General features: G+C 58.3%; 18 protein-coding genes. 11 read left to right on the forward strand and 7 right to left on the reverse strand.

Translation table 11 applies throughout. From position 1 onward, the window contains the following. Positions 1–91 precede the first annotated feature (91 nt). Together ACA065_RS16150 and ACA065_RS16155 are read left to right on the forward strand one after the other, a co-directional pair. Positions 92–3,586, forward strand: coding sequence for a hypothetical protein (locus ACA065_RS16150; protein WP_497690535.1), 3,495 nt, complete (start codon positions 92–94; stop codon positions 3,584–3,586). A gap of 375 nt (positions 3,587–3,961) precedes the next feature. Then, on the forward strand, positions 3,962–5,911 hold the full coding sequence (locus ACA065_RS16155) for a hypothetical protein (protein ID WP_497690536.1): 1,950 nt from the start codon (positions 3,962–3,964) through the stop codon (positions 5,909–5,911). A 76-nt stretch (positions 5,912–5,987) separates the two neighbouring features. Here the strand turns inward: ACA065_RS16155 and ACA065_RS16160 are convergent, their stop codons facing one another. Continuing rightward, on the reverse strand, positions 5,988–6,998 hold the full coding sequence (locus tag ACA065_RS16160; protein WP_497690537.1) for an AraC family transcriptional regulator: 1,011 nt from the start codon (positions 6,996–6,998) through the stop codon (positions 5,988–5,990). 169 nt (positions 6,999–7,167) lie between these two features. Between ACA065_RS16160 and efeU the strand changes: the two genes are divergently transcribed. From efeU to efeO (ACA065_RS16180), 4 genes are read left to right on the forward strand one after another with little or no spacing between them, the layout of a single operon-like run. After that, positions 7,168–8,013 carry an iron uptake transporter permease EfeU gene (gene efeU, locus ACA065_RS16165; protein WP_497690538.1) on the forward strand — a complete coding sequence of 282 codons (846 nt, stop codon included), beginning with the start codon at positions 7,168–7,170 and terminating at the stop codon, positions 8,011–8,013. Between the two features lie 10 nt (positions 8,014–8,023). Continuing rightward, positions 8,024–9,226, forward strand: a complete 1,203-nt coding sequence (efeO, locus tag ACA065_RS16170) for an iron uptake system protein EfeO (RefSeq protein WP_497690539.1) — start codon at positions 8,024–8,026, stop codon at positions 9,224–9,226. Between the two features lie 14 nt (positions 9,227–9,240). Beyond that, on the forward strand, positions 9,241–10,545 hold the full coding sequence (gene efeB / locus ACA065_RS16175) for an iron uptake transporter deferrochelatase/peroxidase subunit (RefSeq protein WP_497690540.1): 1,305 nt from the start codon (positions 9,241–9,243) through the stop codon (positions 10,543–10,545). Positions 10,546–10,571: 26 nt separating this feature from the next. Next, positions 10,572–11,390, forward strand: a complete 819-nt coding sequence (efeO, locus tag ACA065_RS16180) for an iron uptake system protein EfeO (protein ID WP_497690541.1) — start codon at positions 10,572–10,574, stop codon at positions 11,388–11,390. Positions 11,391–11,457: 67 nt separating this feature from the next. On the opposite strand, the gene ACA065_RS16185 is transcribed toward efeO (ACA065_RS16180), so the two are convergent. Both ACA065_RS16185 and pssA read right to left on the reverse strand, forming a co-directional pair. After that, entirely contained in the window at positions 11,458–14,928 is a 3,471-nt protein-coding gene (locus tag ACA065_RS16185) for a hypothetical protein (protein ID WP_497690542.1), read from the reverse strand. Positions 14,929–15,236: 308 nt separating this feature from the next. Continuing rightward, complete coding sequence (pssA, locus tag ACA065_RS16190; RefSeq protein WP_497690543.1) at positions 15,237–16,580, reverse strand: CDP-diacylglycerol--serine O-phosphatidyltransferase; 1,344 nt, start codon at positions 16,578–16,580, stop codon at positions 15,237–15,239. Positions 16,581–16,704: 124 nt separating this feature from the next. Here pssA and ACA065_RS16195 point away from each other — a divergent pair, with 124 nt between their 5' ends. Both ACA065_RS16195 and ACA065_RS16200 read left to right on the forward strand, forming a co-directional pair. Then, a complete protein-coding gene (locus ACA065_RS16195; protein ID WP_497690544.1) occupies positions 16,705–17,268 on the forward strand; it encodes a TetR/AcrR family transcriptional regulator in 564 nt (187 codons plus the stop codon). A 53-nt stretch (positions 17,269–17,321) separates the two neighbouring features. Next, the gene (locus ACA065_RS16200) at positions 17,322–17,798 is read left to right on the forward strand and encodes a nuclear transport factor 2 family protein (RefSeq protein ID WP_497690545.1); all 477 of its coding nucleotides are present in this window, start codon (positions 17,322–17,324) and stop codon (positions 17,796–17,798) included. 125 nt (positions 17,799–17,923) lie between these two features. Here ACA065_RS16200 and ACA065_RS16205 read toward each other — a convergent pair whose 3' ends face one another. Both ACA065_RS16205 and ACA065_RS16210 read right to left on the reverse strand, forming a co-directional pair. Continuing rightward, positions 17,924–19,081: a PQQ-dependent sugar dehydrogenase gene (locus tag ACA065_RS16205; protein WP_497690546.1), complete on the reverse strand. Its 1,158-nt coding sequence runs from the start codon at positions 19,079–19,081 to the stop codon at positions 17,924–17,926. Positions 19,082–19,093: 12 nt separating this feature from the next. Next, entirely contained in the window at positions 19,094–19,408 is a 315-nt protein-coding gene (locus ACA065_RS16210; RefSeq protein WP_497690547.1) for a hypothetical protein, read from the reverse strand. 184 nt (positions 19,409–19,592) lie between these two features. On the opposite strand from ACA065_RS16210, the gene ku reads away from it, so the two are divergent. Both ku and ligD read left to right on the forward strand, forming a co-directional pair. After that, a complete protein-coding gene (gene ku, locus ACA065_RS16215) occupies positions 19,593–20,444 on the forward strand; it encodes a non-homologous end joining protein Ku (protein ID WP_497690548.1) in 852 nt (283 codons plus the stop codon). Positions 20,445–20,468: 24 nt separating this feature from the next. Continuing rightward, positions 20,469–22,979 (forward strand): DNA ligase D, encoded by a 2,511-nt coding sequence (gene ligD, locus ACA065_RS16220; RefSeq protein ID WP_497690549.1) that lies wholly within the window; start codon positions 20,469–20,471, stop codon positions 22,977–22,979. 18 nt (positions 22,980–22,997) lie between these two features. Here the strand turns inward: ligD and lpxO are convergent, their stop codons facing one another. Beyond that, complete coding sequence (gene lpxO / locus ACA065_RS16225) at positions 22,998–23,897, reverse strand: lipid A hydroxylase LpxO (protein ID WP_497690550.1); 900 nt, start codon at positions 23,895–23,897, stop codon at positions 22,998–23,000. 290 nt (positions 23,898–24,187) lie between these two features. Between lpxO and ACA065_RS16230 the strand changes: the two genes are divergently transcribed. Beyond that, complete coding sequence (locus ACA065_RS16230) at positions 24,188–24,574, forward strand: TIGR03067 domain-containing protein (RefSeq protein WP_497690551.1); 387 nt, start codon at positions 24,188–24,190, stop codon at positions 24,572–24,574. 137 nt (positions 24,575–24,711) lie between these two features. On the opposite strand, the gene ACA065_RS16235 is transcribed toward ACA065_RS16230, so the two are convergent. Further along, on the reverse strand, positions 24,712–25,524 hold the full coding sequence (locus ACA065_RS16235) for a class I SAM-dependent methyltransferase (RefSeq protein ID WP_497690552.1): 813 nt from the start codon (positions 25,522–25,524) through the stop codon (positions 24,712–24,714). Between the last annotated feature and the right edge of the window lie 87 nt (positions 25,525–25,611).

Raw genomic sequence — 25,611 nt, forward strand, 5'->3', positions numbered from 1 at the left:
CGGGCCGACTTGAGCGATTAGGACGAATCTGCTTCTGAGCGGGGAAAAGGATTTTCAGAATGCTGGCTCCTTTTAGCCTGGAGCTTTTTTCATGAGTTTACTCAATGCCGATGCAGGAAGAGTTTCGTACAGCGGGCGGTTTTTCGCGCCCAAAGCCAACGTCAACAGGAAAGAGCCACCCAGTGCGCAGGTGTCCGTCAAGTTGGGGCGGTCGGTTGACCTGCAGAAAAAAGCTGACGATGAACTGGCCACGTTTTTAGCCGACGTCCACAACGACATCGGATTGTGGCGGCCTCTGTCCACACAAACATCGGTTGGCAAGTGGCTGGATCTTTTCAACCGGTCGTGGGCAGCGCCTGCAATGCAGGCTTGGATGAAGGCACAAAACTTCGTGCCTCGCTCGCTTCGTCTACGGGGTTGCACACTGACAGCGCAATCGATCGTGAACGGCAAAATCACCCAGCGAACCTTTACCCCATCGGATGGATCTGGTTGGTGGCCGATAGGCCGCCAAGCCATCGCCAGCGCTGCCATACTTGACCCGCAACAGTCAGGTCTGCTCGGCGCTTCTCGGGCTGTTCTCTGGCCGGAGAACGTCGCGGCGTTCTACGGCCTGACCTGGCCTCTCAGTAATGCGCAGGCCGGTCAACTCAGGGCCAGCGGCTTCCCCTCCGTGGGTGTGGCGCAAGATCCTTTGCGCTCTTCTCAGGTTCGGGAGCTGGCATCGCGTGAATTCATGGACTCAGAGCAAGAGGCCGCGCTGATAAAGACATTGCTCGGCGTCATCAAGGGAAAGCTTGGCAATACGCCAATCGATCTACGCACGATTCTTCAGGCCATTACGCCGGGGTCATCCTTCGCGATTGCCAACAGGTCCAAGCCCCAACTGGTGAAGAACCTGAGGGACCACCCCCTCATGCTGTCTGTCCTGCGAAGCTGCCAAGCTGATTGGAATGCTCCCGCTCGGCTAGTCGATGGGGCGTTTTATATTAAGAGCCGTGGCCCGCTCGCACAATGGATCGACGTGACGGTGGACCTTAGAAGCAGGCCAGAACTGTCCCGCCTTTTGGATAACGCTATCGAACAAGCGAAAAGTACTGGGAATATCATCAATTCAGGCGCAAAGGCTAGCGCAGAGCAGCTGCTGCGCTTTGCGGGGATGGGCGCGTTGCCCGCCAGAGTCACTGTTGCGCAGCTGCAGAACCTGTTGAACTGGAAACTCAACCCGGTGCCGCCTGGGCCTGCATTAGGCAGCTACGCGCGGGAGTTCCTGACGGGCCTGCAATCACCTGACAACTTGAGCACCGAGCAGCGCGACAGAGTACGCCGTTCAGTGTCTGGCGCGGGTGCAGAGCCAACGTTGATGATGCTCGATTGTTCGCCGCAGCCGTGGTCAGGGAAAACCCTGGAGCAAGTACGTGAGAACGCTGATGAGCTCATTACCCAGTCGTTGACTCAAGGCGTAGGCTTGGGGCGTTGCGATCCTATTCTGCGTGCATTAAAAGACGATCCGTCATCGGCGGCGCAAGAAGCGTCCCCAAGCTACCGCAAACAGATGATCCTGACCCGTGATCTGCTCTGCATCGATCCAGAGCTGGGCTTGAAACGTAATTATATTGCTGGCTACAACCTGTATTCAGCATCGAACACAGGAAAAACCCTGTCCGAGGTGCGTGCTGAGCTGGAGCAATACATCGGCGCAACGAAACAGATCCCCATGAACCAGGCGGTATTAGTCACGCATGCCTTATTGGCGACTGCCGCTCCCGAGTTCCTGGTCAAGGGCGCTGGCGAAGAACGGGTGGGGAGTGTGGCGCTGGTGAACTTGCGTATTCAAACCGCAATGGTGGAACTGGCCTCTCAAGGCAGTTCGCGTGACATGAGTACAGAACAGATCAGTTCACGCGCGTTCTTGAGCCCTATATCCAGTGATCACCAGCAATTGCAAGCGGTGGAGAGCGCTGGCCCCATTTATGATTGGGCCCTTGCGCAGGGGGTTGTCACCACCAAGGAAGCGTATTCGCCGTCAGCCGTCAAACGAGCACTCAAAAGCTACAACCAACGTATCGACGAATACAAGGCCATGAGCAGTGATCTTGAAAACGCCCACGCAGTGTATACCACCCGTCTTGAAGCCGGCAGACAAGAGCTAGAGAGGGTGTGCCCGGGGAACGGTGACTTTTTTAAAAAGAGCACGATTTATGCTGAGCCAGACTCAACGTTATATAAAATCGGCAAAGCCGTTTTAGCTTTTTCCAGTTCGGCCTCGGGCGGATCGCACTACGTTGTTGATAAGCGGCCGGTGTCGACGGCGGAACTCTTAATTGAAGCGAGCTCCCCCTACGACCTGTACATGTCGGGCGTATTGACTGCAGAAAATGTAAGTACCACGCCATGGAAATTTACCAGCCTGCAGGAGCGACTGAAATTTGAGTCGCTCAAGCCCCAGCTATCAAAGTTAAAGCCTATCAACGAGGTATTCGATGGCAAGTTCAATGCCGGGAGTGAGCACCTTGAGAATTTCAAGCTCACGTCAGCCAGAGTGATGATGAGCGAAATGCCTCTCGAAGATAGAACCCGGCTGGAGTTTGGCGATGTCTTTATATTTGGCGCCTCAGCGTTACAGCAGTCCGAGGGCGCAGACCTCACCCAAGAGCAGGCCCAACAAAAAATGGGACCTATCGTATTTGCCAGTGATGCCTCGGGCGCCCAGTGTTATGAGTTTCTCCCGGCGACAAACAGTTATATCTTGCGCCCGGAATTGCTGGCCAGCATGCACACCCTGAAAAAAGTTGATCTGGAGAGACACAAAAATACGCTGCGCATGCTCAAAAAACACCATCCGACGTTGGCGGGGGATATTGATATCAAGGGGCATTTCCCAGCGGATAAAAACTATCGAGACGGATCTGCACAGGTACCGAACACCTATTCATCCAAGCGGACAAATGAAATGATTCAGGTCTTCAAGAATAATCGGATGTTTATCAACCGCCCATTGATGCTGACGAGCGCCAAAGGGACAACCAAAAGTGAGAGCATTCAGCAGCGATTCGACATTGCTGAAACATTTATTATCAACACGCTCATTCCCTTCAAGTCCAATATTGAGGAAATCGCCTCAGGCGATCCAAAACGTATGGCGATGGGGATGCTCGGTCTCGGGCTGGAAGTTTTCGGCACCCTGTTCGTAGTGGGCGGCGCTATCAAGGCAGCCGCAAAAGGCACTACGATAGCGTTCAAACTTGCACAAGTGGGTAAGGCAGCCGTGTCGATGTTCAACTTTCCGGGTGCCGTCGTGGACACCGGTAAGTCTTTATTCCGCCTCTCATCAATTGGGGTCAGAAGCCTAGGCAATGCCGGTTCTGGAACCTTGGCCAAAGGCCTTGCCGACTTTCGAAAATGGGTGCCCTGCGGACACAGCCAGAGCCAGATCAGGCGATCGCTCAAAGCCTGGACGGCCGATGAAACTGCGGGTTTGCTGAGTAACACAGGGTTGATAAACACCGGGATCGGCACACATGACTTCAGCCAGCAACCGCCACCCGTCCAATCCCCCGGCAGCACAATAAGCGCTCAATCTTAACCATTACTGCTTCGAGCAGGGATGCTCAGTACGTCAATTTCACACCCATACGCCACGTGCCACTGACACTCTCGCACCCGACCCGCCCCCCTCAACAGCAGATTCTTTCGAAGCTTTTTAAGCATCCATGTGTACACATTTCCATTCGCCGCTCAACGCAGCCGCAAGTGTGGTAAGGCGCTCCTTTTGGCGGGTTACACCCAGCGAATGTTTATCCCATGGCGAGTTCGGTTAAGGTTTTTTTGACATCCGTGTCGCGTGACCACTCGTCGCCACTGTCAATTCTGACAGTAGATTCGGTTAATCCTCCAAGCGCCTCATTCATCTTGCCCGTCGCGCCATTCCCGCGCGCCCTAAACCAGCAAGGCAATGATGATGACGACTCCTACCGGCCCAATCGTTGACATATCCCTGAATGCACCCAAAGCGACCTTCGCCATCGCGCTTGATGAAACCGAGATCCCATATAAACTCGACTACCCTGAAATAGCAAAATGGGCCTTGGGGCTGCGCGCCACGGACCCTTATGCCGAGTTCTCCTCCGAGGCCTGGTTCGCTGAATCCATCGGTGACGAATTCTACCTGTACTGTAATGACAAACTGGTGAGCAAGGGCAGCATTACCACCAAGGCAACGCGTTACTTCTTGAAAGTCCTCCTGAACGACCTGCCGGAGGGCTTGGTCAATGTGTACTGGGAAGTGGAGCGCAGGACCGGTCAGAAAAGTCGTTCGACGACCGAGACGTATCTGGTCATGAAAACCCACCCTGCCGGCATAGACCGTAGGCCGGACATCTTCGGGCACGACGGATTGCGCGTGGTGGCTGAAGGCTTTTCGGCAGAGTCGGATATTGATGAAAACACTGCAGCTCGCGGGATGTGGGCTCTGGTTGATAAATATCTGAACGCCCGTGAGAACGACGAAATTTTCGTCTACCTGGACGGTGTCCCCACCAAACATCGCTTGAGCGCCACAGAGGCCCGCGGGGCTGGGCCGTATCGGGTGTTCATACCGCCGACGGTCTTCAAGAAGATCAGTCAATCCGGCCCCATAGCGCTTATTTGCACCGTGTTAGACGTGGCCGGAAACACACCCGAGGGGAACGATAAGTTTTCGCCGCCCTTCATGTTGAACAGCAACGCGGACCCCTTGCTGTTTGATCCACCGTTGCTTTATGTCAAAGACATTGAGTCCATTGTGTTTGATCTGGGCACCCAAAGTAATCTCCCTCTCAGCGTGCTGGCTACACCGCGACGCACGGTAGGGTTCCCCAGCCCACCCAACCAGATCGTTGTGACGCTGACCTGGTTCAGGCCTGACGGTACAACAATACGCGCGAGCAAGAGCTTGCCGCCGTTTGCGCACACGCAAAGGGCCGGCGATAAAACGCCGGTGCCTGATGATTACTTCCAAGAGGAAGGGTTTGTTCGCATGTCGTTCGTTCTGTTAACCCCAACAGGGGTATTGCTTGGACGCTCGGGCAGCAGCACGGTGCGGGTGGGGGGCACGCGGGTATTGACGTATCCGGCGCCGGCCTTCGACAACAAGCCAGGGCCTCAGACGATCACCCTGCAGAACTATGCCAATGGCGCCGATGTGACGGTGGCGTACCGGAGCATAACCACTGCCGATGTAATCCGCCTCACGTCGACCACTCCAAATGGCACCGTCGTCACCCTTGGGCTAAAGAGCGGGATAAACGGTGGAACAGTGATCTTCCGCATCGATGCGCAAACCCTCGCCCAGAGCGCGGGCCAAGTTATCAAGTTAAGTTACGAGGTGACGGTGGGGGGCAAAACAACCAAGTCGGATGTTCAGGAAGTGACGGTTGGCGCCCTTTACGCCGTGGAGAACTTCGAAGACGCCCCGATGCAAAAGGTGGGTACGGTAGGCGTTCCAATAGCTACACGACTGTTGAGATTTAAACTTACTCAAAAGCGCGATACTGCTGACTATATATCGATTGACACCCCCACGCCCAGCTACTTTAAACCTCACATTTACAATAAGGTGATGCTTTGCTATTTAGGGGGCCACCCCCTTGGAACCAATCCTATTCGCTATGAAATTGAGGTCATTAATGGAACGTCGCAAAGAATCAGTTTTTGGTTAGCGGGAGGAAATATAACCATACCCAATCCATCGTTTACTATTTATTATTTAAATGCAGCGGGCACCCCACTTGGGAGCAAGACACTCGCACAGACCAATACCTATTTCATTCACAACGAGACCTTGGTCGACTCAGGATTTATTGGTGAAATAAAAACCATCTCTATTATAGCCAATACGCAATTTTTATTGGATCAGTTTATAATTTACTAACTATAAACTTTTTAACAACTATCGCTGATAGTTCGGGGCAGTTCTTTAACATAGGCTGTCCCTTTTTTCGACACTTTCAACCTGCCCCATTAAGAATCAAACTACGATAATGCCCCGGATTCGACCCCGACCACTTACGAAACGCCTTATAAAACGAACTCGCGTCGGCAAACCCCAAGCGCACGGCAATTTCGGCAAAACTGATCTGCGGCTCAGCCAGCCAGACAATCGCCAGCTCTTTGCGCACGCTGTCTTTAAGCCCCTGATAGGTCTGCCCTTCATCCGCCAGACGGCGGCGCAAGGTCGAGGCGGAGATACACAAACGCGCAGCCAACCCTTCAGTTTCCGGCCACGTGTCGGGCGGCATCTGGCGCAGGTCGTGCTTGATACGGTTAGCCAGGCTGGCAGGGTCGCGGTACTTGACCAATATGTTGGCCGGCGCATGGGCCAGGAAACGCCTGAGCTCTGGCGCACTGCGCTTGATCGGCAGGTCCAGGCAGTCAGCGGAAAAAATCATGCGGGTACGCGGCCGGTCAAAGCGCAGGTTGTCGGAGAACATCACCCGGTAATCGTCACAGAAGTCCGGCTGCGAACAACGCAGTTCAATGGCCAGGATCGGGATTCGCCGGCCTGCCAGCCAACAGACAACGCCGTGCACGATCATCCAGTAGGTGAAATAGGTAAACGCGCGTTTAGGCTCGGGTTCGAGCAACACGATTTCCGCCAGGCTTTGTTGGCGCACCAGTTGGGCGGGCATCTGCTCCAGCATCAACGACAAAAACCCCAAGCCGGTTTCCAGCCCGGCATCCAGACTCGGTTGCGCCATCGCAGCGCGGCACAGGAACGCCAGGCTGCCGGACTTGAGCTTGCGCGGGTCCATGCCGAAAAACTCATCATCCATACGCCGAGCCAACAAGCGCCAGAGGCGCGCATAGGCGTTGGCAGGCACACGGGCGTCGGGGTGCTCAAGCAAGGCCGGGGCAATTCCGACTTTGCTCAACGCCTCAACCGTGGCCGCCCCAGGCGCACAGCTTTGCAGCAAGGCTTCGCGCACAAGGTGGATGGAGATCGTGTCTTTTTCCGACATGGGAGTGGGCTGTTCGGCTTTATCTAAAAAGATGGGGTGCATCATAAGGGCGGTTGCGCTTCGCCACCACCGTTCAGCCGCGGTTCAGCAAAGGTCAATATTGCCTGTTTAGTAATGAGTATCATTATGTTACAAATTAGCATCCTTTCCAGCCTTGATGCGGTGCCGAATGCTCGTTCCCTTTCTAATCATGCTGCGCGAAGGCATTGAAGCAGCATTGATCGTTGGCATCATCGCCAGTTACCTGCAACAGACCGGCCGCGGCCAGTGGATGCCCGCCGTGTGGATCGGCGTGTTCCTCGCCGCCGCCCTGGCCTTGCTGGTAGGCGGTGGCCTGGAGCTGGTCAGCGCTGAATTCCCGCAAAAACAACAGGAACTGTTCGAAGGCGTGGTCGGCCTGGTCGCCGTCGGCATTCTGAGTTCCATGGTGTTCTGGATGCGCAAAGTAGCGCGCTCCATCAAGCACGCCCTGCACGAATCCCTCGACCATGCGTTGGCCGGCTCCAGGCACCAGGTGATCGCGTTGATCGCCATGGTGTTTTTTGCCGTGGCCCGCGAAGGCCTGGAGACGGTGTTCTTCCTGCTCGCCGTGTTCCAGCAGAGCGAAGGCCCGGGCGCGCCGATTGGCGCCCTGCTCGGCCTGATTCTGGCGATCATCGTCGGCTTCCTGATCTACACCGGCAGCATGCGCTTGAACCTGGGTGCGTTCTTCCGTTGGACCGGCCTGTTCATCCTGGTGGTCGCCGCCGGCATTCTCGCCAACTCGGTCCAAGCCCTGCACGAAGCAGGGGTGTGGAACCACTTGCAAACCGTGTTGTTCGATTTCAGCGCGACGCTGCCGATGGATGGCCCGTTGGGCTCGGTGCTGGCCGGGATGTTCGGCTATCAGGATGCGCCGACCGTCAGCACGCTGGGCGCTTATCTGATTTACCTGGTGGTGGCGCTGGTGATGTTCTTCCTGCCCTCTGCCCCACCCAAGCCAGTCGCCAATACCTCTTCTGTTTCCAGCCATTAAGGACCGCCTCTTGTCCAACCCAACCCCTCAACCGGCTCCGCCTTCCCGCGCCTTGCGCTGGGCGGTGGCAGGCTCGGTGGTCGTGATGATCGCCGCTGGCGCGCTGTTCTATTACGCCTCGCAATTGGCTGCGGCCAAACGCCAGACCAACCACAATGAAATCGCCGTGACGATCCATGGTCACGCCTGTGAACCCAACGAAATTACCGTGCCTGCCGGGCGCGCAAGTTTCCGCATCATCAACCGCTCCGACCGGGCGGTGGAGTGGGAAATCCTCGACGGCGTGCTGGTGATCGAAGAGCGGGAAAACATCGCGCCCGGCCTGAGCCAGGTGATCAACGCCAACCTGTTGCCCGGCGACTATGCAATCACCTGCGGCTTGCTGAGCAACCCGCGCGGCACGTTGCACGTGACGCCAACCGCAGAGTCCGACGCCCAGGCCAAAGCCAAGCCCTCGATGGTGGCGTTTATCGGCCCGCTGTCGGAGTTTCGCGTGTACCTGAGCGGCCAAGGCAGTGCACTGGTCAAGGCTGTGACCGCCCTGCAGCAAGCCATTGAGGCCGGCGACTTGACCCAGGCGCAGGCCCTCTATACGCCGGCGCGTGAGGCTTACCAGCGCTTGGCGCCGGCATCGCAACGCCTGGCCGAGCTGGATAACGCGATCAACGCCCGCGCCGATTACTTTGAAAAGCGCGAGCAAGACCCAGCCTTCAGCGGCTTCCATCGCCTGGAATACAGCCTGTTCCAGCAGCGCAGCCTCGATGGCCTGGCGCCGATTGCCCAGCGCCTGGTCACCGATGTCACCACGCTCAAGCAACAGTTGCTGGCCCAGTCGCTGCCACCGGAGCAACTGGTGAGCATTGTGATACGCAACCTCAACAGCCTGGCGGACGTGCGCGCCGCCAACGGTGAAGAGGAGCGCTACAGCCACATCGACTTGAACGGTTTTGCTGCCAACCTGGAAGCCGCCCACAAGGTAGTGGAGTTGATGCGCCCATTGTTGACCAAGTCCGCGGCTGACTTGCTGCCCAAAATCGACAGCGCCCTCGCCGCCTTCGATGCCCAGCTCGATAGTTTGAAAGTCGACGGCAAGTTTAGCCGCTACGACAGCGTCACGGCCGATCAGCGCAAGCAGATCGCCGACAAGGCCAAGGCTCTGGCCGTTGCACTCGATGGAATCGACCCCGCCCTTGGCCTTTCCGGCCTGCAGTGAAGACGACCTACTACATGAGTGATTCAGAACAGTTTTGCGCGCAACGTCGCCGTGTCCTGTTGGGCATGGCAGCCACCGGCGCCGCGATTGCCGGCAGCACCCTGACCTGCCCGGCCATCGCCGCTGCGGCCGAGCAAGTCACCACGGCACCGCGCAGTGACAAAACCCAGGACCATCACGACTTTTTCGGCAAGCACCAGAGCGGCATCGTCACCCCGCGCCCGGCCTGCGGCATGGTCGTGGCGTTTGACGTGCTGGCCAGCGACCGCGAAGACCTGGAGCGCCTGTTCCGCACCCTGAACGAGCGCATAGCGTTCCTGATGACCGGCGGCACCGTGCCGCAAGTCGACCCGAAACTGCCGCCCACCGATTCCGGCATCCTTGGCCCGGTGGTCACCCCCGACAACCTGACCATCACCGTGTCCGTCGGCGAATCGCTGTTCGATGAGCGCTTTGGCCTCACCGCCGTCAAGCCCAAGCGCCTGAGCCGTATGGTCGGCTTCCCCAACGATGCGCTGGAACCGGCGCAGTGCCATGGCGACCTGAGCCTGCAGTTCAGCTCGAACACCCCGGACACCAATATCCACGCCCTGCGCGACATCGTGAAGAACCTGCCAGACCTGCTGCTGGTGCGCTGGAAACAGGAAGGCAGCGTGCCACCGCAGGCGCCTGCCAAGCCTGGAGAGCCGGCCCAGAGCGCGCGTAACTTCCTCGGCTTTCGTGACGGCTCGGCCAACCCGAACTCCAACGACGCCAAAGCCATGGACCAGATTGTCTGGGTGCAGCCCGGTAGCGACGAGCCTGCCTGGGCCGCCAACGGCAGCTACCAGGCCGTGCGCATCATCCGCAACTTCGTCGAGCGTTGGGACCGTACGCCACTGCAAGAGCAGGAAAGCATCATTGGCCGCGTCAAACCCACCGGCGCACCCATGGATGGCGACACAGAAACCCAGGTGCCTGATTACAGCAAGGACCCGGAAGGCAAATTGACCAAGCTCGATGCCCACATCCGCCTGGCTAACCCGCGCACCCCGCAGACTCAGGCCAACCTGATCCTGCGTCGGCCGTTCAACTACTCCAACGGCGTCAACAAAAACGGTCAGCTGGACATGGGGCTGTTGTTCATCTGCTACCAGGCTGACCTGGAGAAAGGCTTTATCAGCGTGCAAACCCGGCTCAACGGCGAGCCCCTGGAGGAGTACCTCAAGCCGGTCGGCGGTGGGTATTTCTTCACCTTGCCGGGGGTCACCGGGCCTGCGGATTTCATTGGCCGCACGCTGCTCACTGCAACGCACCCTCAAACCACTGCCAACACCTAAAACACACCAGAGCGGAAAAACGTCCCATGAAGAAGTCGACTATCGCGTTGTCGTTGTTAATGACCCTTTCGCCGCTGGCAGCGTTCGCCGCTACGGCGCCGCTGGACCTGGTAGGCCCGGTGTCGGACTACAAAATTTACGTCACCGAAGAAATCGGTGAGCTGGTCACCCAGACCCAGGCGTTCACCGCCGCCATCAACAAAGGCGACCTGGCGACCGCCCAGAAGCTCTACGCGCCAACCCGCGTGCACTATGAGTCCATCGAGCCGATCGCCGAGCTGTTCAGCGACCTCGACGCGTCCATCGACTCACGCGTGGACGACCACGAAAAAGGCGTGACCGCCGAAGACTTCACCGGCTTCCACCGCATCGAATACGTGCTGTTCTCCGAGAAGACCACCAAAGGCCTGGAAACCCTGACCGCCAAGCTCAACACCGACGTCAACGACCTGAAAACCCGTGTGGATGGCCTGACCTTCCCGCCAGAGAAAGTCGTCGGCGGCGCCGCAGCGCTGCTGGAAGAAGTCGCCGCCACCAAGATTTCCGGTGAAGAAGACCGCTACAGCCACACTGACCTGTATGACTTCCAGGGCAACATCGACGGCGCGAAGAAAATCGTCGACCTGTTCCGTGGTCAGATCGAGAAACAAGACAAGGCCTTCCTGGCCAAGGTCGACAAGAACTTTGCCGCCGTGGACAAGATCCTGGCCAAGTACAAAACCAAGGATGGCGGCTTTGAGACCTATGACAAAGTGAAGGAAAACGACCGTAAGGCGCTGGTAGGTCCAGTCAATACGTTGGCTGAAGACCTGTCGATGCTACGTGGCAAGTTGGGCTTGAACTGATAGAAACGCCGAGCCATGTACACGGTGTGTCGTATACATGGCTCGGGCGTCAGCCATCGGTGGGGTGCTATACATTCGTCGCGTTCAATGGTTTATACGCCGTCAACGGCGTGCCAAGCGGCAAGCCGGTGGCCGGGTTAGTCTCATACCAGTACTCACCGACCTGCACCGCATTAACAGGCACGTTATTATTGTGCCCGTTGTGAGTGGCGGGCTGTTCTCCGCCGCCCTGGTCGGTTCCGAGTTGGTTCAACGCCGATGTCGCATTGAGGTAGGTGCGCATCTTTTCCTCTGCAGACCCTATGTTCGCCAACAGTGATGGTTTCAACGCCATTTTCGACACTTTCGGCAGGGCAATGACCCCTCTCGTAGCACCCACCATAATTTCCGCAGAGCCTGCAATCGGATTCAAAAAGCCGTTGACGACGCTTACGCCGCGTTCCAGTACCCGCATAGCCTTGGCGCCGAAGGGCGCAACCATTTTTGTGGCTTTGACAAAAGGTTTCAAAGTTGAGCCTGCGCCCCCTAGAAAAGCGCCAGCCGTATCGATAATCAGCCCTCGCGTACCCTCGATAATCTTGCCGTTTGCCAGATCCACGATTGCGCCGACAAAGGGGATCATACCGAGCAAAATACGATCATTGCTCTTCAATACCTCGCGCTGTTGCTCCAACGGCAACTCGCCTCGGGCGATCTTCCACACGCTGGCGCGATGATGGACAAAATTGCCCTGCATTATCCGGTCGACAATCGCCTCAGTCCGTTCCGAAAAAAAACTGTCGGGGACAACGGGCTCTTTAACTTCCGGCACAGTCGGTGGTGGTGGAATCAAGGTCTCACCCAACTGTTCGATAATGATGCCCGGCGACTTCACACCATGCCTGGGCAAAGCGTCGGTGCTATACGCTGTGAAATCAATCGGGACCTCGTCCCCAATATGCCGTTGAAGGTCTGAGGGCGCGAACGGCCCTAACGTATTTTGGTAGCTTTCCAGGGTACCGCCCAATTTCAGTTCGCCCACGAGGTCGTTACGCTCCACGATCAGCATTTTATCCGGGAACACCTCTAAAACACGGGTCACACCCAGGTGTTCGCACGTTATCAATGAACCTTTGCGCCCGCGTCGCTCCTCCTTCAGCTCAGGTGTCAGGTCTATCGTGGGCACGTCTTTCACGTTTTCACGCAAAGCAAGTACTTTGACGGTCCCAAATTCCAGGGCCTGGCGAACAGGCAGTGGCAGGTTCGCAATCATCCGCTTCGTGAAGACGCTCAAGGCCCGCTTGAGGCCGCTCAGATAGGTATCGACCTCAGCGGACAAGTGGGTCTCCACATCCGGCAGGTCGATGGTCCTGGCTTTCAATGCCTTAACGTTTTTGTCGATAGCTTCTAGTTGTTCCTTGCTCAGGCCTCGGTTGATGTCATAGGGCGTTTTCTGCTTCGCGGGTTCGGGTATCTGCTCCCCTGGCAGTAATAGCATCCAGCGTTGTTTGGGCAGATCGCCGGTCATATACGTTTCTATCAGAGGGCGAGTGGCCGGCTCCGACAACTTTTTATTGCGAATCACGTCAAGGTCTGCAATGTGCACCCTCATCGCTTTCAATTGTTTAACGCTGTACTCGGGAAACACCAGTTGCAAGTTTTGGATCGCCACGTCTTCTCGAGTAGGCAGCACCTCATTAAAATGCTTAAAAGCACTGAGAAGTTGAGCTTGTTGGGCGTTGAGGGCTTCAGTGGCGTCCTGATGCATCTGCGGTGTATATAGCCCGTCCGCGGGCTGGGCGTAGACCCCTTGCATCAAGCCCCAATCCAGCACTGCATCGACGCCATAGTTATCGAGCACAGCGGCCTCTTCCGGTGTGCGCGGGTCCAGCCGAGTGAGGGCCATGAGGTCCTTGTAGCTCATGACGCGGGATGCCCCCGGCCCCCCCAGGTGCTCAGCAATTGCAACACCCAGGCGTAAGTCTGCCCATTCCGGGGTGCCTACGCGCAGTGTGGTGGGCACGTCCCGAACCAGAAACTCAGGCGCCACACTTGCCAGGAACAGATGGGCCACGAGCGGCGCGGCCTTGGGGTTGAGCAGTGGGTTTTTCTTCAAATGGGTTTCGATTTCCGTGCGCACCTCGGCCAGGCTGCGCCCGCTGTTACCCGGCTGATAGATGTCGTAGTCGGCAATGGTCCCCGCACGCCCAGGGGCGTCAGGATCAATCTGTAGCTTGATCGCGGCGATTAACCATTGCCTGCGTTCATCGTCCGAAAGCTGTGTCGTGCCGGATGCCCCGTGGTAACCCTGTTCCTGGGCGAACAATTCGCCCCAATGCAACGTCTGATCGTTACTGAGTAACTGGTCGAGAAAGCGGTCAGCTCCAGTGCGCAGCACGATGGGTGAGTAACGATCGAGAATACTATTCTCAACATCCAACGCGGCCAGGAGGTTGTAGGCGCTCGACTTTTTTGGATCCTCATGATTGTTCAATTGGATCAAATAGTGCTTGTCGGCGTCAGACATGGCTCCAGGCGACCATTTTTTCGATAGCAGGTTGGAGGTGTAATTCCCATGAAGTGGCGGCGAAGGCAAAACTGCCTTGAGCCAGCGCAGGGCATTACGCAGCTCGCCCACCGTATTCGGTTGCGGCACCCCATAGGATTGCAAGACGTCAGCGATCGGTGCCTTGCCCGCCGCGTCGCGGGCCAGCGTCGAGGTGGCGCTGAGTTGCACTTTCAGATCGGTCAGCGACACCTTTTCAGCATCGCCCTTGCCTGCGACAAGGCCTGCCAGCGTGTGTGCCAAGTGAGCGCGATCATCCAAGGCATCAATGGTTTGCCTCGCCTTTTGCACCCGATGCTCCAGCACTGCCTTGTTGGCAGGGGTCAGCGCAGCCCCGTCGGCCATTGATGGCCCCTGCCCAGCCTGCGCTACACCGGCCGTATCGAGGGAAGAAGGGCTCGAGTACCAGCGTAAAACCGAGTCAAGCGGTAAGGTATCGGCGTCCTGGTGAACGTACGGTAGGCCCTTGCCCTCGGGATCAAGGGCTTGCACAGCGGCGCGCAACTTCGCACTGGCTTGCCACCACCCCGTCAAATCATGAGTGGTAAAGGTTTGCACGCTGCTCACGTCGTCTTTGGCCACGCTGCCGCTGACGGAGTCGGGCTTAACCACCAGCGACGACAGCACAATGCCTTTACTCTGGAACCAGGCCCGTAACTCAGGCGAATTCAGCGCGCGCCGGTAAGCATCAAAGAGCGGAAAAATGGTTGCTGCGGGCTGCAGTTGCACTTTGGTGTGCGCCGCATGACGTGTGTGGGGCTCGCCCCGCCTTTCGAGAAGCCAACGATCGGCGGCAGAAGAAGCTTCAGTTGAAGGTGTCGGTAAAGGTTGAAGTGTCCACGGGGAGGTTTGCGCCGTGGTCGACGCAGGCGCCGGGCTGCGCTTGGCGCGAGCCGCGATGTCGGATAAAGAATCAGCGACAGGTGCTTGTGTGACAGGCAACACCGATAAATTAACCCTGTGCGCCTGTTGGCTGAGCGTGATGTTCGACATTTTCAATTTCTCTATACCAATGAGTGGCAAGAGTTCTTGTCCATAAGAACCTCGAACAAAGATCCTACGAAGGAACACGAAGAATGTGTGTAGGTAAACTCTCAATGCATTGAAGGGAGCTTCGTGGGCAGAAAGCCTACAAGGAGGTTCGAGCGCAATCAGATGCCTGTCGCGGGCAAAGGGCCGGTCAAGCCAGGCTTGGGCCAACGTCCCGCCCCAAATGGCTTGGCGCAATGGCGGGTTTACAGTGCGAGGTAGCCTCTCGTTCAGCCTGTAGGCAAAACCTTAACCAGGCCGACTAGCCGACATCACAAAATGCGGTACAACAACCGCTCGATCCGCACCCGGCTGACGCGCCGCAGGAACTTGCCGACCGCTTGCGGATAATCCACCAGCGTCTGCAACTGCTGGTAACGCTCGATGCGCGTGGTGTGCTCGAAAATTTGCGCCAGCTCGGTACGCCGTGGCTGCAGCCACTGGCCTTGCGGGTCATCGATCAGCAAGGCATTTTCCAGATCGAGGCGGAAGGCCCGCGGGTTGAGGTTGTTGCCGGTGAGCAAGGTGTAACGCTGGTCGACCCACATGCCTTTGAGGTGATAGGTGTTGTCACCGTCGCGCCACAGGTGCAGGTTCAGCTGGCCGGTCTCAATCATCGGCTGATGGCGTTTGGCGAAGCGGCGCAGGCTGATCTCGTATAAATAGGGCAACGCCGCGATCACCTTGAACGGCTCACTGGGCGGGATGTAGAAGTCGTTGGCAGTCTTGTCGCCGACGACGATGTCGACCTTCACGCCGCGTGCCAGGGCGCGGTTGATTTCACGGGTGACCGGCAGCGGCAGGTTGAAGTACGGCGTGCAGATGGTCAGTTGATGCTGGGCGCTGGCGATCAGTTCGAGGATCACCCGGTTCAACGGGTTGTTCTTGCCGACGCCGAGCAATGGGCTCACCGACATGTGCCCATTGGGCAACAGCCCCGTGGTGGTGTCGTAGGCGGCATGCTTGAGGCGGCTGCGCAGGTCGCCGATGTCGTTGCGCAAGCTGCGCGTGGTGGGCGGGTTCGGCAGGTCAAGGCGATGCACCGCCTTGGAGGTGATCAGGCCGTGCTCCACCAAGTGCTGCATTGAATCCGCCAGCGGTTGGCTATGGATCAGGTGATAACGGTCATAGCGGTACTTGTCGAACTTGTGCAGGTACACGTTATTCAGACTCGCGCCGCTGTACAGCACGCTGTCGTCGATCACAAAACCCTTGAGGTGCAACACGCCGAACAGCTCGCGGGTTTGCACCGGCACGCCGTACACCGGCACTTCACTGACGTGGGCTTGGGTCATGGCTTGATACCAGGCGCTGTTCCCCGGCTGCTTGCCGGCGCCGATCAGGCCGCGCTGGGCACGCAACGAGTCAACCACCACCACGATATCCAGCTCAGGCCGTGCAGCCTTGGCGGCGTGCAAGGCGTCGTAGATCTCCTGGCCCGCTTCGTCCTGCTGCAAATACAGCGCAACGATGTAGATACGCCGCGTGGCCTGGGGGATTTTTTCCAGCAGGCAACCACGAAACGCCGCGGCGCCGGACAGCACCTCAATGGCCTCGGGAGACAGTGGAAAACCGCGCAGTTTAGGTAACAGGGAGCGTTTGAAGAACGACGGCATAAGGCTCGCAATGGGTCGAATCCGAAGAGGCCCCGAGCTTACACCATGGGGCTGCTCAGGTCTCGCCGATAAACAGGCGAAAAGTTAATTGACCAAGGAGAACGATCATTCTACTGTCTTCAGCATGAACGACATGACCCTCAATGACACCCGCGACATTATCCTCGACGTCACCGAGAAGTTGATCTATCGCCATGGCATCGCCGCCACCGGCATGGACTTACTGGTGAAAACCGCCGGGGTCTCGCGCAAAAGTATTTACCGTTACTTCGCCAATAAAGATGAGTTGGTGATTGCCGCCCTGCAACGCCGCGACGCGCGTTGGCTGCAGTGGTTGCGCAGCGAAGTGCAACGCAGCGAAGGCAGTGGCGAGCGCCTGCTGGCACTGTTCAGTGCCCTGAAAACCTGGTTTGGCTCGGCGGACTTTCGCGGCTGCGCCTTTATCAATACCAGTGGCGAAACGGGCGACCCGCACAACCCGGTGCGCCTGTTGGCCAAAGCGCATAAACAGAAACTGTTCGAGTACGCGCTCGAACTGTGTAAAGCACATGGCACCCCCGACCCCGAAAAGCAGGCCGCGCAACTGCTGATCCTGATCGATGGCGCCATTACCGTTGCCCTGGTGATGGGCGATTCAACCGCCGCTGATAATGCGCAATGCATGGCGCGAACGTTATTGGGGCTTTGAACGCACAAGCCATGCAACTTTCGACAATCCCTTACTGTTCCAGGAGCTGCTCCATGCCTAACACAGAAGTACGCCCGCCCCTGCCGCCGTTTACCCGTGAGTCGGCTATCGAGAAAGTTCGCCTGGCTGAAGACGGCTGGAACTCCCGCGACCCGCAACGGGTGTCCCTGGCCTATACGCTGGACACACAGTGGCGCAACCGCGCTGAATTCGCGCATAACCGTGAAGAAGCCAAAGGTTTCCTGACCCGCAAATGGGCCAAGGAGCTGGACTATCGGTTGATCAAGGAATTGTGGGCGTTCACCGGTAACCGTATCGCCGTGCGTTATGCCTATGAGTGGCATGACGACTCCGGCAACTGGTTCCGTTCCTATGGCAATGAAAATTGGGAGTTCGACGAGAATGGCCTGATGGCTAACCGTTTTGCCTGCATCAATGACCTGCCGATCAAGGAAAGCGAGCGCAAGTTCCACTGGCCGCTGGGCCGGCGCCCGGATGATCATCCGGGGTTGTCCGAACTAGGCCTCTGAATCTCACGCAAATCAAAATGTGGGAGCGGGCTTGCTCGCGAAGGCGGTGTGTCAGTCAACAGATGCATTGGCTGATCCGCCGCCTTCGCGAGCAAGCCCGCTCCCACATTAGCTTGTTGCCAAGCTTAGTCCTGATTCAACCCCACCCGATACAGCACGCCGTTATCCTCATCGGTCAGCACATACAGGAAGCCATCCGGCCCCTGCCGTACATCGCGAATGCGTGCTTTCAAGCCTCCCAACAAGCGCTCTTCATGAATCACCTTATCGCCATCGAACTGCAGGCGAATCAACTCCTGGCTGGCCAACGCACCGATAAACAGGTTGTGCTGCCACGCCTTGAAGCGGTCGGCGTCATAGAACGCCATGCCGCTGATGGCCGGTGATTTTTCCCAGACGTGATGCGGCGCCACCGTGCCTTCCACCGTCTTGCCCTGGGCTTCGGGAATCGGCGTCAACGAATAATTGATGCCATGGGTCGCCAGTGGCCAGCCGTAGTTCTTGCCGCGCTCGATGATGTTAATTTCATCGCCGCCACGTGGGCCATGTTCGTTTTCCCAGATCGTGCCACTCCACGGGTTCAACGCCAGCCCTTGCGGGTTGCGCTGGCCATAGGACCAGATCTCGGGGCGTACGCCCTGCTGGCCCACGAACGGGTTGTCATCCGGCACGCGGCCGTCCGGGAAGATCCGCACCACCTTGCCTTGCAGCTTGTCCAGGTCCTGGGCGGTCGGCCGGTCGTTGTTCTCACCCAGCGTCACAAACAGGTAGCCATCGCGGTCAAAGGCCAGGCGCGAGCCGAAGTGATTGCCGGTGGACAGCTTGGGCTCCTGGCGCAGGATCACCTTGAAGTCCTTCAAGCCGCTCAAGTCATCGGCCAACCGCCCACGCCCGACGGCGGTGCCGGCTTTGCCACCCTCGCCGCCGCCTTCGGCATACGACAGGTAGACCATGCGGTCCTGCTTGAAGTCGGGCGACAGCACCACATCGAGCAAACCGCCCTGCCCTTTGGCCCACACCTGCGGCACGCCGGTCAACGGGGCGGACAGCTTGCCGTCGGGGCTCACAAAGCGCAGATGGCCTGGGCGTTCGGTCACCAGGAAACCTTGTTTGTCCGGCAAAAACGCCACCGCCCAAGGGTGGTCCAGGCCTTTGGCGATCGGGGTCGCGGTGATGCTGCCTTGCTCACTCGGAAATTGCTGGGCATCGGCGGCGTACACCGCGGCCAGTGGCAGCAGCGTGGTTGCGCATAGAGCGGCTAGCAGGGTTTTGCGTAGAAACATAAGACGGAATCCTTACCGGCGATTGCCGTTGGCATCGTAAGTGGGCGCTTTGGTGTCGGTGGCAGGACGGCTCGGCGCGGCATTACGCGTCGGATAGCGATTGCCGATGCCGCCGTTTTCCACGGTCGGTGCGGGCCTGGTCGGCCCGGTTTGAATACCGCGAACGGCCGGTGCATTGGGCTGGGTGCCCTGCATGCTGTTCGGGTTGGCCCGATGAATAGGGCTGTTGTTGGTGTCGTGGGTGCCGGGCAGGTTCTGCGCCTGGGCCAATGGCGCAATGGCCAGGCCCAACGCGAGTACGGTGAGATAACGCACACAGCTGTTCATCACAAAGCCTCTCTGGGGCGAGTTGTACGTGCTTTCGATAACACGCTACGCCTTGGGTTCGGCTTTCGACACTAAATAGTTTCTCATCAGGTGTAACACAATCTGTCCGCGCATCTGCTCATCGAAACTTTTACCAACGCCTGCGAGTCACCAGAACACAGTCTCTTCTCAAGGAATCGCAGGCATGCCAAGGGCAATCTGGAAAGGCGCCATCAGTTTCGGCTTGGTCCATATCCCGGTATCACTGGTCTCAGCCACGTCCTCCCAAGGCGTTGATTTTGACTGGCTGGACAAACGCAGCATGGACCCGGTGGGCTACAAGCGCATCAACAAAACCACCGGCAAGGACGTCACCAAAGAGAACATCGTCAAGGGTGTGGCCTTTGAGAAAGGCCGCTATGTGGTGCTCAGTGAAGACGAGATTCGCTCGGCCCACCCCAAGTCGACCCAGACCATCGAAATCATCGCTTTTGTCGCCGCCGACCAGATCCCTCTGCAAAACATCGACACGCCCTACTTCCTGGCCCCGGACAAACGCGGCGGCAAGGTCTACGCGCTGCTGCGCGAAACCCTGAAAAAAACCGCCAAGGTCGCCCTCGCCAATGTGGTGCTGCACACCAAGCAGCACCTGGCGGCGCTGATGCCGCTGGACTCTGCGCTGGTGTTGGTGATGTTGCGCTGGCCCGCCGAAGTGCGCAGCCTGGACGAGCTTGAGCTGGGCAGTGATGTGACCAAACCCAGCCTGGCCAAAGGCGAACTGGACATGGCCAAGCGCTTGGTGGAAGACATGAGCGCCGACTGGCAGCCCGACGAGTACCGCGACAGCTTCCAGGACAAGATCATGGCGCTGGTGGCGAAGAAGGCCAAGGCCGGCAAAATCGAAGACGTGGAAAGCCAGGAAGGCAGTGAAGAGCGTAAATCGGCGGATGTCATCGACCTCACCGAGCTGCTCAAGCGCAGCCTGGCCGGCAAGCCGGCGACCAAGAGTGCGACGAAAAAGCCTGCCGCGAAAAAATCCACCAAAAAGGCCTCTTGAGCCCGCCATTAGCCGGAGAACGCCATGGCCAAGCCCCTGAGCGAATACAACCGCAAACGCGACTTCGAGATCACTGCAGAGCCCGCCGGCAGCGCGCCAGGGGGCAAACGCAAGGCGTCGGCGCTGTCGTTCGTGATTCAAAAACACGACGCGCGCAACCTGCACTATGACTTTCGCCTGGAGCTTGATGGCGTGCTCAAGAGCTGGGCGGTGCCCAAAGGCCCGAGCCTGGACCCGACCCAGAAACGCCTGGCGGTGCACGTGGAAGACCACCCGCTGAGCTATGGCAATTTCGAGGGCAGTATTCCTGCCGGCCAATATGGCGCCGGCGATGTGATCGTGTGGGACCGTGGCGTGTGGCAGCCGCATGAGGACCCGCACAAGGCCTATGCCGCTGGCAAACTCAAATTCACCTTGGTCGGCGAAAAGCTCTCCGGGGACTGGGCCTTGGTGCGCACCCGCCTCAAAGGCAGCGGCGACAAGGAGCAGTGGTTGTTGATCAAGGAAAAGGACCTGCAGGCGCGGCCCTCCAATGACTACGACATCGTCGAGGCCGAGCCGAAAAGCGTGCTCAGCGACGCCTCGGTCGGCACGCCCAAGAAGCCTGCGAAACGCCAAAAAGCAGCGCCGGCCAAACAAACACCTGGCGCCAAGCAAATCACTGCCCTGCCCGAGCAATTCACCCCGCAACTGGCGACCCTGGTTGATCGCGCGCCGGACGGCGACTGGCAGTACGAAATCAAATTCGACGGCTACCGGATGCTCGCGCGCATCCGCGACGGCGAAGTACGCCTGTTCACGCGCAATGGCCATGACTGGACTGACCGCCTGCCGCGCCAGGTCAAAGCCCTGCAAGCCCTCAAGCTAAAGGACAGCTGGCTCGACGGTGAAGTGGTCAGCCTTAACGGCGATGGCCTGCCGGATTTCCAGGCGCTGCAAAATGCCTTTGATATCGGCCGCAGCCTGGACATCGTGTATTACCTGTTCGATGCGCCCTTTCTTGACGGGCAGGACCAACGCAAAACACCCGTGGAGGAACGCCGCGCCGCTCTCAAAGCCGCGCTGTCCGGCAGCCGCAGCAAACTGCTGCGATTCTCCGAAGCCTTTGCCGCCAACCAGCGCGACATCTTCGAAAGTGCCTGCGACCTGGCGCTGGAAGGCGTGATCGGCAAACGTGTCGGCAGCGCGTATGTGTCCAGCCGCAATGCCGACTGGATCAAACTGAAATGTCGTTTGCGCCAGGAATTCGTGATTGTCGGCTACACGCGGCCGCAGGGCTCACGCAGCGGCTTCGGCGCGTTGCTGCTGGCGGTGAATGATGATTCAGGGCTGGTGTATGCCGGACGTGTCGGCACCGGCTTTGATCAGACGGCGCTGAAGACTATCTATGCGCAACTCACGCCCCTGGAACGCAAAACCTCACCGCTGGAAAAGCCGTTGACCAGCGCCCAGGCGCGCGGCGTGCAGTGGGTTGAACCCAAGCTTGTGGGCGAGGTGAATTTCGCCGAATGGACCCGCGAAGGTGTCGTGCGCCAAGCGTCGTTCATTGCGCTGCGCACCGACAAACCGGTGGCGCAGATCACTCATGAGCTGCCGCGCACCGCCAAGTCCGTCACCAAGACCGCCACCGCGAAGAAAAACATCAGCAGCGGCGTAAACATCACCCACCCTGACCGCGTGATCGACACGCAAAGCGGTACGCAAAAACAGCAGTTGGCAGACTTCTACAACAGCATCAGCGAGTGGATACTGCCGTTTCTGCAGCACCGGCCCGTGTCGCTGCTGCGCGCACCGCAAGGCATCGAAGGCGAACAGTTCTTCCAAAAGCATTCCGAGCGACTGGCCATACCGCATATCAAGCAGTTGGACCAGGCACTCGACCCGGGCCATGCGCGCTTGATGGAAATTGACACGAGCAATGCCCTGATCGGCGCCGTGCAGATGGGCACCATGGAATTGCACACTTGGGGCGCGACCACCGACAAAATCGAAACCCCCGACCTGTTTGTACTCGACCTCGACCCAGACCCGGCGCTGCCGTGGAAAGCCATGCTGGAGGCGGCGCAACTGACGCTGTCAGTGCTCGACGAGTTGGGGTTGCAGGCGTTCGCCAAGACCAGCGGCGGCAAAGGCTTGCATTTGGTGGTGCCACTGGCGCGTCGCGATGGCTGGGACACGGTGAAGGCCTTCGCCAAGGCCATCGCCCAGTTCATGGCCGTGCAGTTGCCCGAACGTTTTACCGCCACTTCCGGGCCGAAGAATCGCGTGGGCAAGATCTTTATCGACTATCTGCGTAACGCACGGGGCGCGAGTACGGTGGCCGCCTATTCGGTGCGGGCACGCCCAGGCCTGCCGGTGTCAGTGCCGGTGAGTCGCGAGGAATTGAACGGCTTACGCGGCGCCCAGCAGTGGACAGTCGCCAACCTGCACGAGCGCTTGGAAAAGTTGAAGGGCGACCCGTGGGCCGGTTATGCCAACCGGCAGAAGATCAGTAAGAAGATGTGGGACAAGCTGGGCGCGAAACCACCGCAGTGATTCGCGCCCGAGGGTGGTTTAGATGAGGATAAAGATCAGCGCCAAGCCGGCAAAAATCGCCCATTTTTCCAGGTAGTAGCGCGCGCGATTACGCTTCTTCAGCTCTTTGCCACGCAGGCGGATTTTGTACAGGCGGGTAAACGCGCGGTTCAGGCCACCGGTCTTGTCGCCATCATCATTGGGCGAACCCGCCGCCGCCATCACGTTACGGCTGAACCAGCGATTGAACGCCGCCGCCCAGCGGTACTTCATCGGGCGTTCAATATCGCAGAACAAAATGATGCGGTTCTGCTGCGTGGTGTTTTCTGCGTAGTGAATGTAGGTCTCATCAAACATCACCGGCTCGCCGTCACGCCAGTAATAACTTTCGCCGTCCACGTTGATGTAGCAGCCAGGATCGTTAGGCGTATCCAGGCCCAAGTGATAACGGTAAGAGCCCGCGTACGGGTCGCGGTGGCGCACCAGTTTGGAACCCGGTGGCAACTCGGCGAACATTGCCGCCTTGATCGAACCGATGCTTTGCACCAGTTCGGTGGTGCGCGGGCACAGCTTCATCGCCGACGGGTGACTGTCGCCGTACCACTTGAGGTAAAAACGCTTCCAGCCAGACTTGAAGAACGAGTTGAAACCCACATCGTTGTACTGGTCCGAGCGCTTGATCTCGCCCATGCGCATCAGGTTCTGGCCTTCCTGACGGATCTGCTCCCAGTTTTCCTGCAGGGGGCTCAGGTCCGGAAAGTCACTGGGCGAAAGAAACGGGCGACTGGGTTGCTTGGAGAACAGGTAAAGGAAGCAATTGATCGGCGCCAGGAACGTCGAGTGATCGCTAAGCTGGCGACCCAGCTTGTGTCGCACCCGACCACGCAGGTGAACATACGCAATGGAGGCAACGTAGAGAGCAACAATGATGAGTTTCAAGGGATTCGTCACACGTCAGTAGAGAAAACAGGCTGCTCCTGCGTGCCCACAACGGCCGAGGATTGGATAAGCAGCACCTGAAATCACAATTCACATATAGGCGGCACGACCGGCTCAGCGACCACCGGTTCAGCGCCATTGGCAGTTATTTAGCCACAGTTTGTAACCAAAGGTTAACTAAGAATTGTGAAAAGCTGTCCACGCTTTGTGCTGGATCAACACATGCGCTTGTCTCGAGACAGACGCCATGGTGCACTGTCGGAAACAACCCTCAACAAAAAGGATTTTGTATGTCAGCTCTGTTACACGCCGATCATCAAGCGCTGCAAGGCACTTGGGAACAAACCGCGCTCGAAGACAGCGGTGTACTCAACCCGATCGACGGCCACAGCGCACCGGGTGCCCTGACCACCATCACCGGCGACTGCTTTGAAGTGCGCACGACGAGCGGCGAGGTATTGCTGGCGGGTCACTTTTCCCTGGACAGCACGACCACGCCAAAAAGCATTACCTGGGTGGATTCCATCGGCGAAGACGCCGGCAAACAATTGCCCGCCAGCTATCGCCTGGACGGCGACGAATTTGTGTTTATCGCCGCCGATGAAGGCATGCCCCGGCCGACGGAATTCAGCACCGGGCCAGGGCAAACCATGCGCAGTTTTGTGCGCAGAGGTTGATCCGCCCCCATCCGAAGTTGCGACACGGTTTTCACATGGCCTTCACTTCTCGGCCTATAGGGTGAGGCCTACCTACTCCAGTGAATCACTTGGCCCGCCTCTCCTCGCGGGCTTTTTTTTGCGCCTGCGCAAACCGCTCAGGTGCGGCGCTTGGTGGCGGTCAAGGTAAAGCACAGCGGCAATTGGGCCGCCTGATGCTCGTACTGTTCATACAGTTCCTCGCGGTTGCAATGCGGGTATTCCTGCAGATGCTCGATCTGCAAGTGCGCCGCAATCGCCCCGCTCACCACGCTGCCCAGGGTATGCACGTACCAATAGGACGTCGGCCCGGCAATCTCTTCCAGCCCTTCGTAGACAATCGACTGCTGCAGCACGAAGGGGTCGCGTTGGAAGTACGACGAGACGGGCAGCAGCGGGTTGGCGGCCAGCGGGTCGAACACCTCCAGGAACGGGTGAGTCTCGTAGATCACCAGGGTGCCACCAGGCTTGAGTGTGCTCGCCACGTGCTGCATGAACGCCGCCACATCCGGCATCCAGCCCAAGACGCCAATGGTCACCAAGGCGATATCAAAGCGCCCGTGCAAACGCTCGGGTAGCTGATAGATATCGGCCTCAATGAACTCGGGGCTGTGGGGCGAAACCTCAGCCAGTTCCTGCGCTTGCTGAAGAAAGGCGCGGGATTGATCCACACCCACCACGGAGCGCGCGCCCAGGCTGAACAGCGACAGGCTTTCACGCCCGTTGTTGCAGCCCAATTGCACCACGTCCTTGCCGGCAACGCCGACGTCTTGCAGCAATGCGGTAATGGTGGGGTCCAGGCGTGAAAAATCGGCAAGCGCAACCGATTCCAGCAGTGCTTTCCAGTTAGCGGTGCCTTTGTGCAGTTCGGCGGATGCATCCCAGGCGTCTTTGTTACTGGCGATAGCCTGTTGGGCTGAGGGCATGTCCATTGCGTCTCCAAATAGTCAGTACAGCGGGCTTCGGAAAATAAGCCAAATACCGGTCAGATAAAACCCTCTGCAGCGTCGAAACTTCCG

It is taken from the genome of Pseudomonas sp. LBUM1640 (assembly GCF_059716225.1).

What these genes read in the sequence shown, in the direction of transcription:
- ACA065_RS16150 (WP_497690535.1), top strand. Translation starts at nt 92, where the DNA reads ATGAGTTTACTCAATGCCGATGCAGGAAGAGTTTCGTACAGCGGGCGG.
- ACA065_RS16155 (WP_497690536.1), top strand. Translation starts at nt 3,962, where the DNA reads ATGACGACTCCTACCGGCCCAATCGTTGACATATCCCTGAATGCACCC.
- ACA065_RS16160 (WP_497690537.1), bottom strand. Translation starts at nt 6,998, where the DNA reads ATGTCGGAAAAAGACACGATCTCCATCCACCTTGTGCGCGAAGCCTTG.
- efeU (WP_497690538.1), top strand. Translation starts at nt 7,168, where the DNA reads ATGCTCGTTCCCTTTCTAATCATGCTGCGCGAAGGCATTGAAGCAGCA.
- efeB (WP_497690540.1), top strand. Translation starts at nt 9,241, where the DNA reads ATGAGTGATTCAGAACAGTTTTGCGCGCAACGTCGCCGTGTCCTGTTG.
- efeO (WP_497690541.1), top strand. Translation starts at nt 10,572, where the DNA reads ATGAAGAAGTCGACTATCGCGTTGTCGTTGTTAATGACCCTTTCGCCG.
- ACA065_RS16185 (WP_497690542.1), bottom strand. Translation starts at nt 14,928, where the DNA reads ATGTCGAACATCACGCTCAGCCAACAGGCGCACAGGGTTAATTTATCG.
- pssA (WP_497690543.1), bottom strand. Translation starts at nt 16,580, where the DNA reads ATGCCGTCGTTCTTCAAACGCTCCCTGTTACCTAAACTGCGCGGTTTT.
- ACA065_RS16195 (WP_497690544.1), top strand. Translation starts at nt 16,705, where the DNA reads ATGAACGACATGACCCTCAATGACACCCGCGACATTATCCTCGACGTC.
- ACA065_RS16200 (WP_497690545.1), top strand. Translation starts at nt 17,322, where the DNA reads ATGCCTAACACAGAAGTACGCCCGCCCCTGCCGCCGTTTACCCGTGAG.
- ACA065_RS16205 (WP_497690546.1), bottom strand. Translation starts at nt 19,081, where the DNA reads ATGTTTCTACGCAAAACCCTGCTAGCCGCTCTATGCGCAACCACGCTG.
- ACA065_RS16210 (WP_497690547.1), bottom strand. Translation starts at nt 19,408, where the DNA reads ATGAACAGCTGTGTGCGTTATCTCACCGTACTCGCGTTGGGCCTGGCC.
- ku (WP_497690548.1), top strand. Translation starts at nt 19,593, where the DNA reads ATGCCAAGGGCAATCTGGAAAGGCGCCATCAGTTTCGGCTTGGTCCAT.
- ligD (WP_497690549.1), top strand. Translation starts at nt 20,469, where the DNA reads ATGGCCAAGCCCCTGAGCGAATACAACCGCAAACGCGACTTCGAGATC.
- ACA065_RS16230 (WP_497690551.1), top strand. Translation starts at nt 24,188, where the DNA reads ATGTCAGCTCTGTTACACGCCGATCATCAAGCGCTGCAAGGCACTTGG.
- ACA065_RS16235 (WP_497690552.1), bottom strand. Translation starts at nt 25,524, where the DNA reads ATGGACATGCCCTCAGCCCAACAGGCTATCGCCAGTAACAAAGACGCC.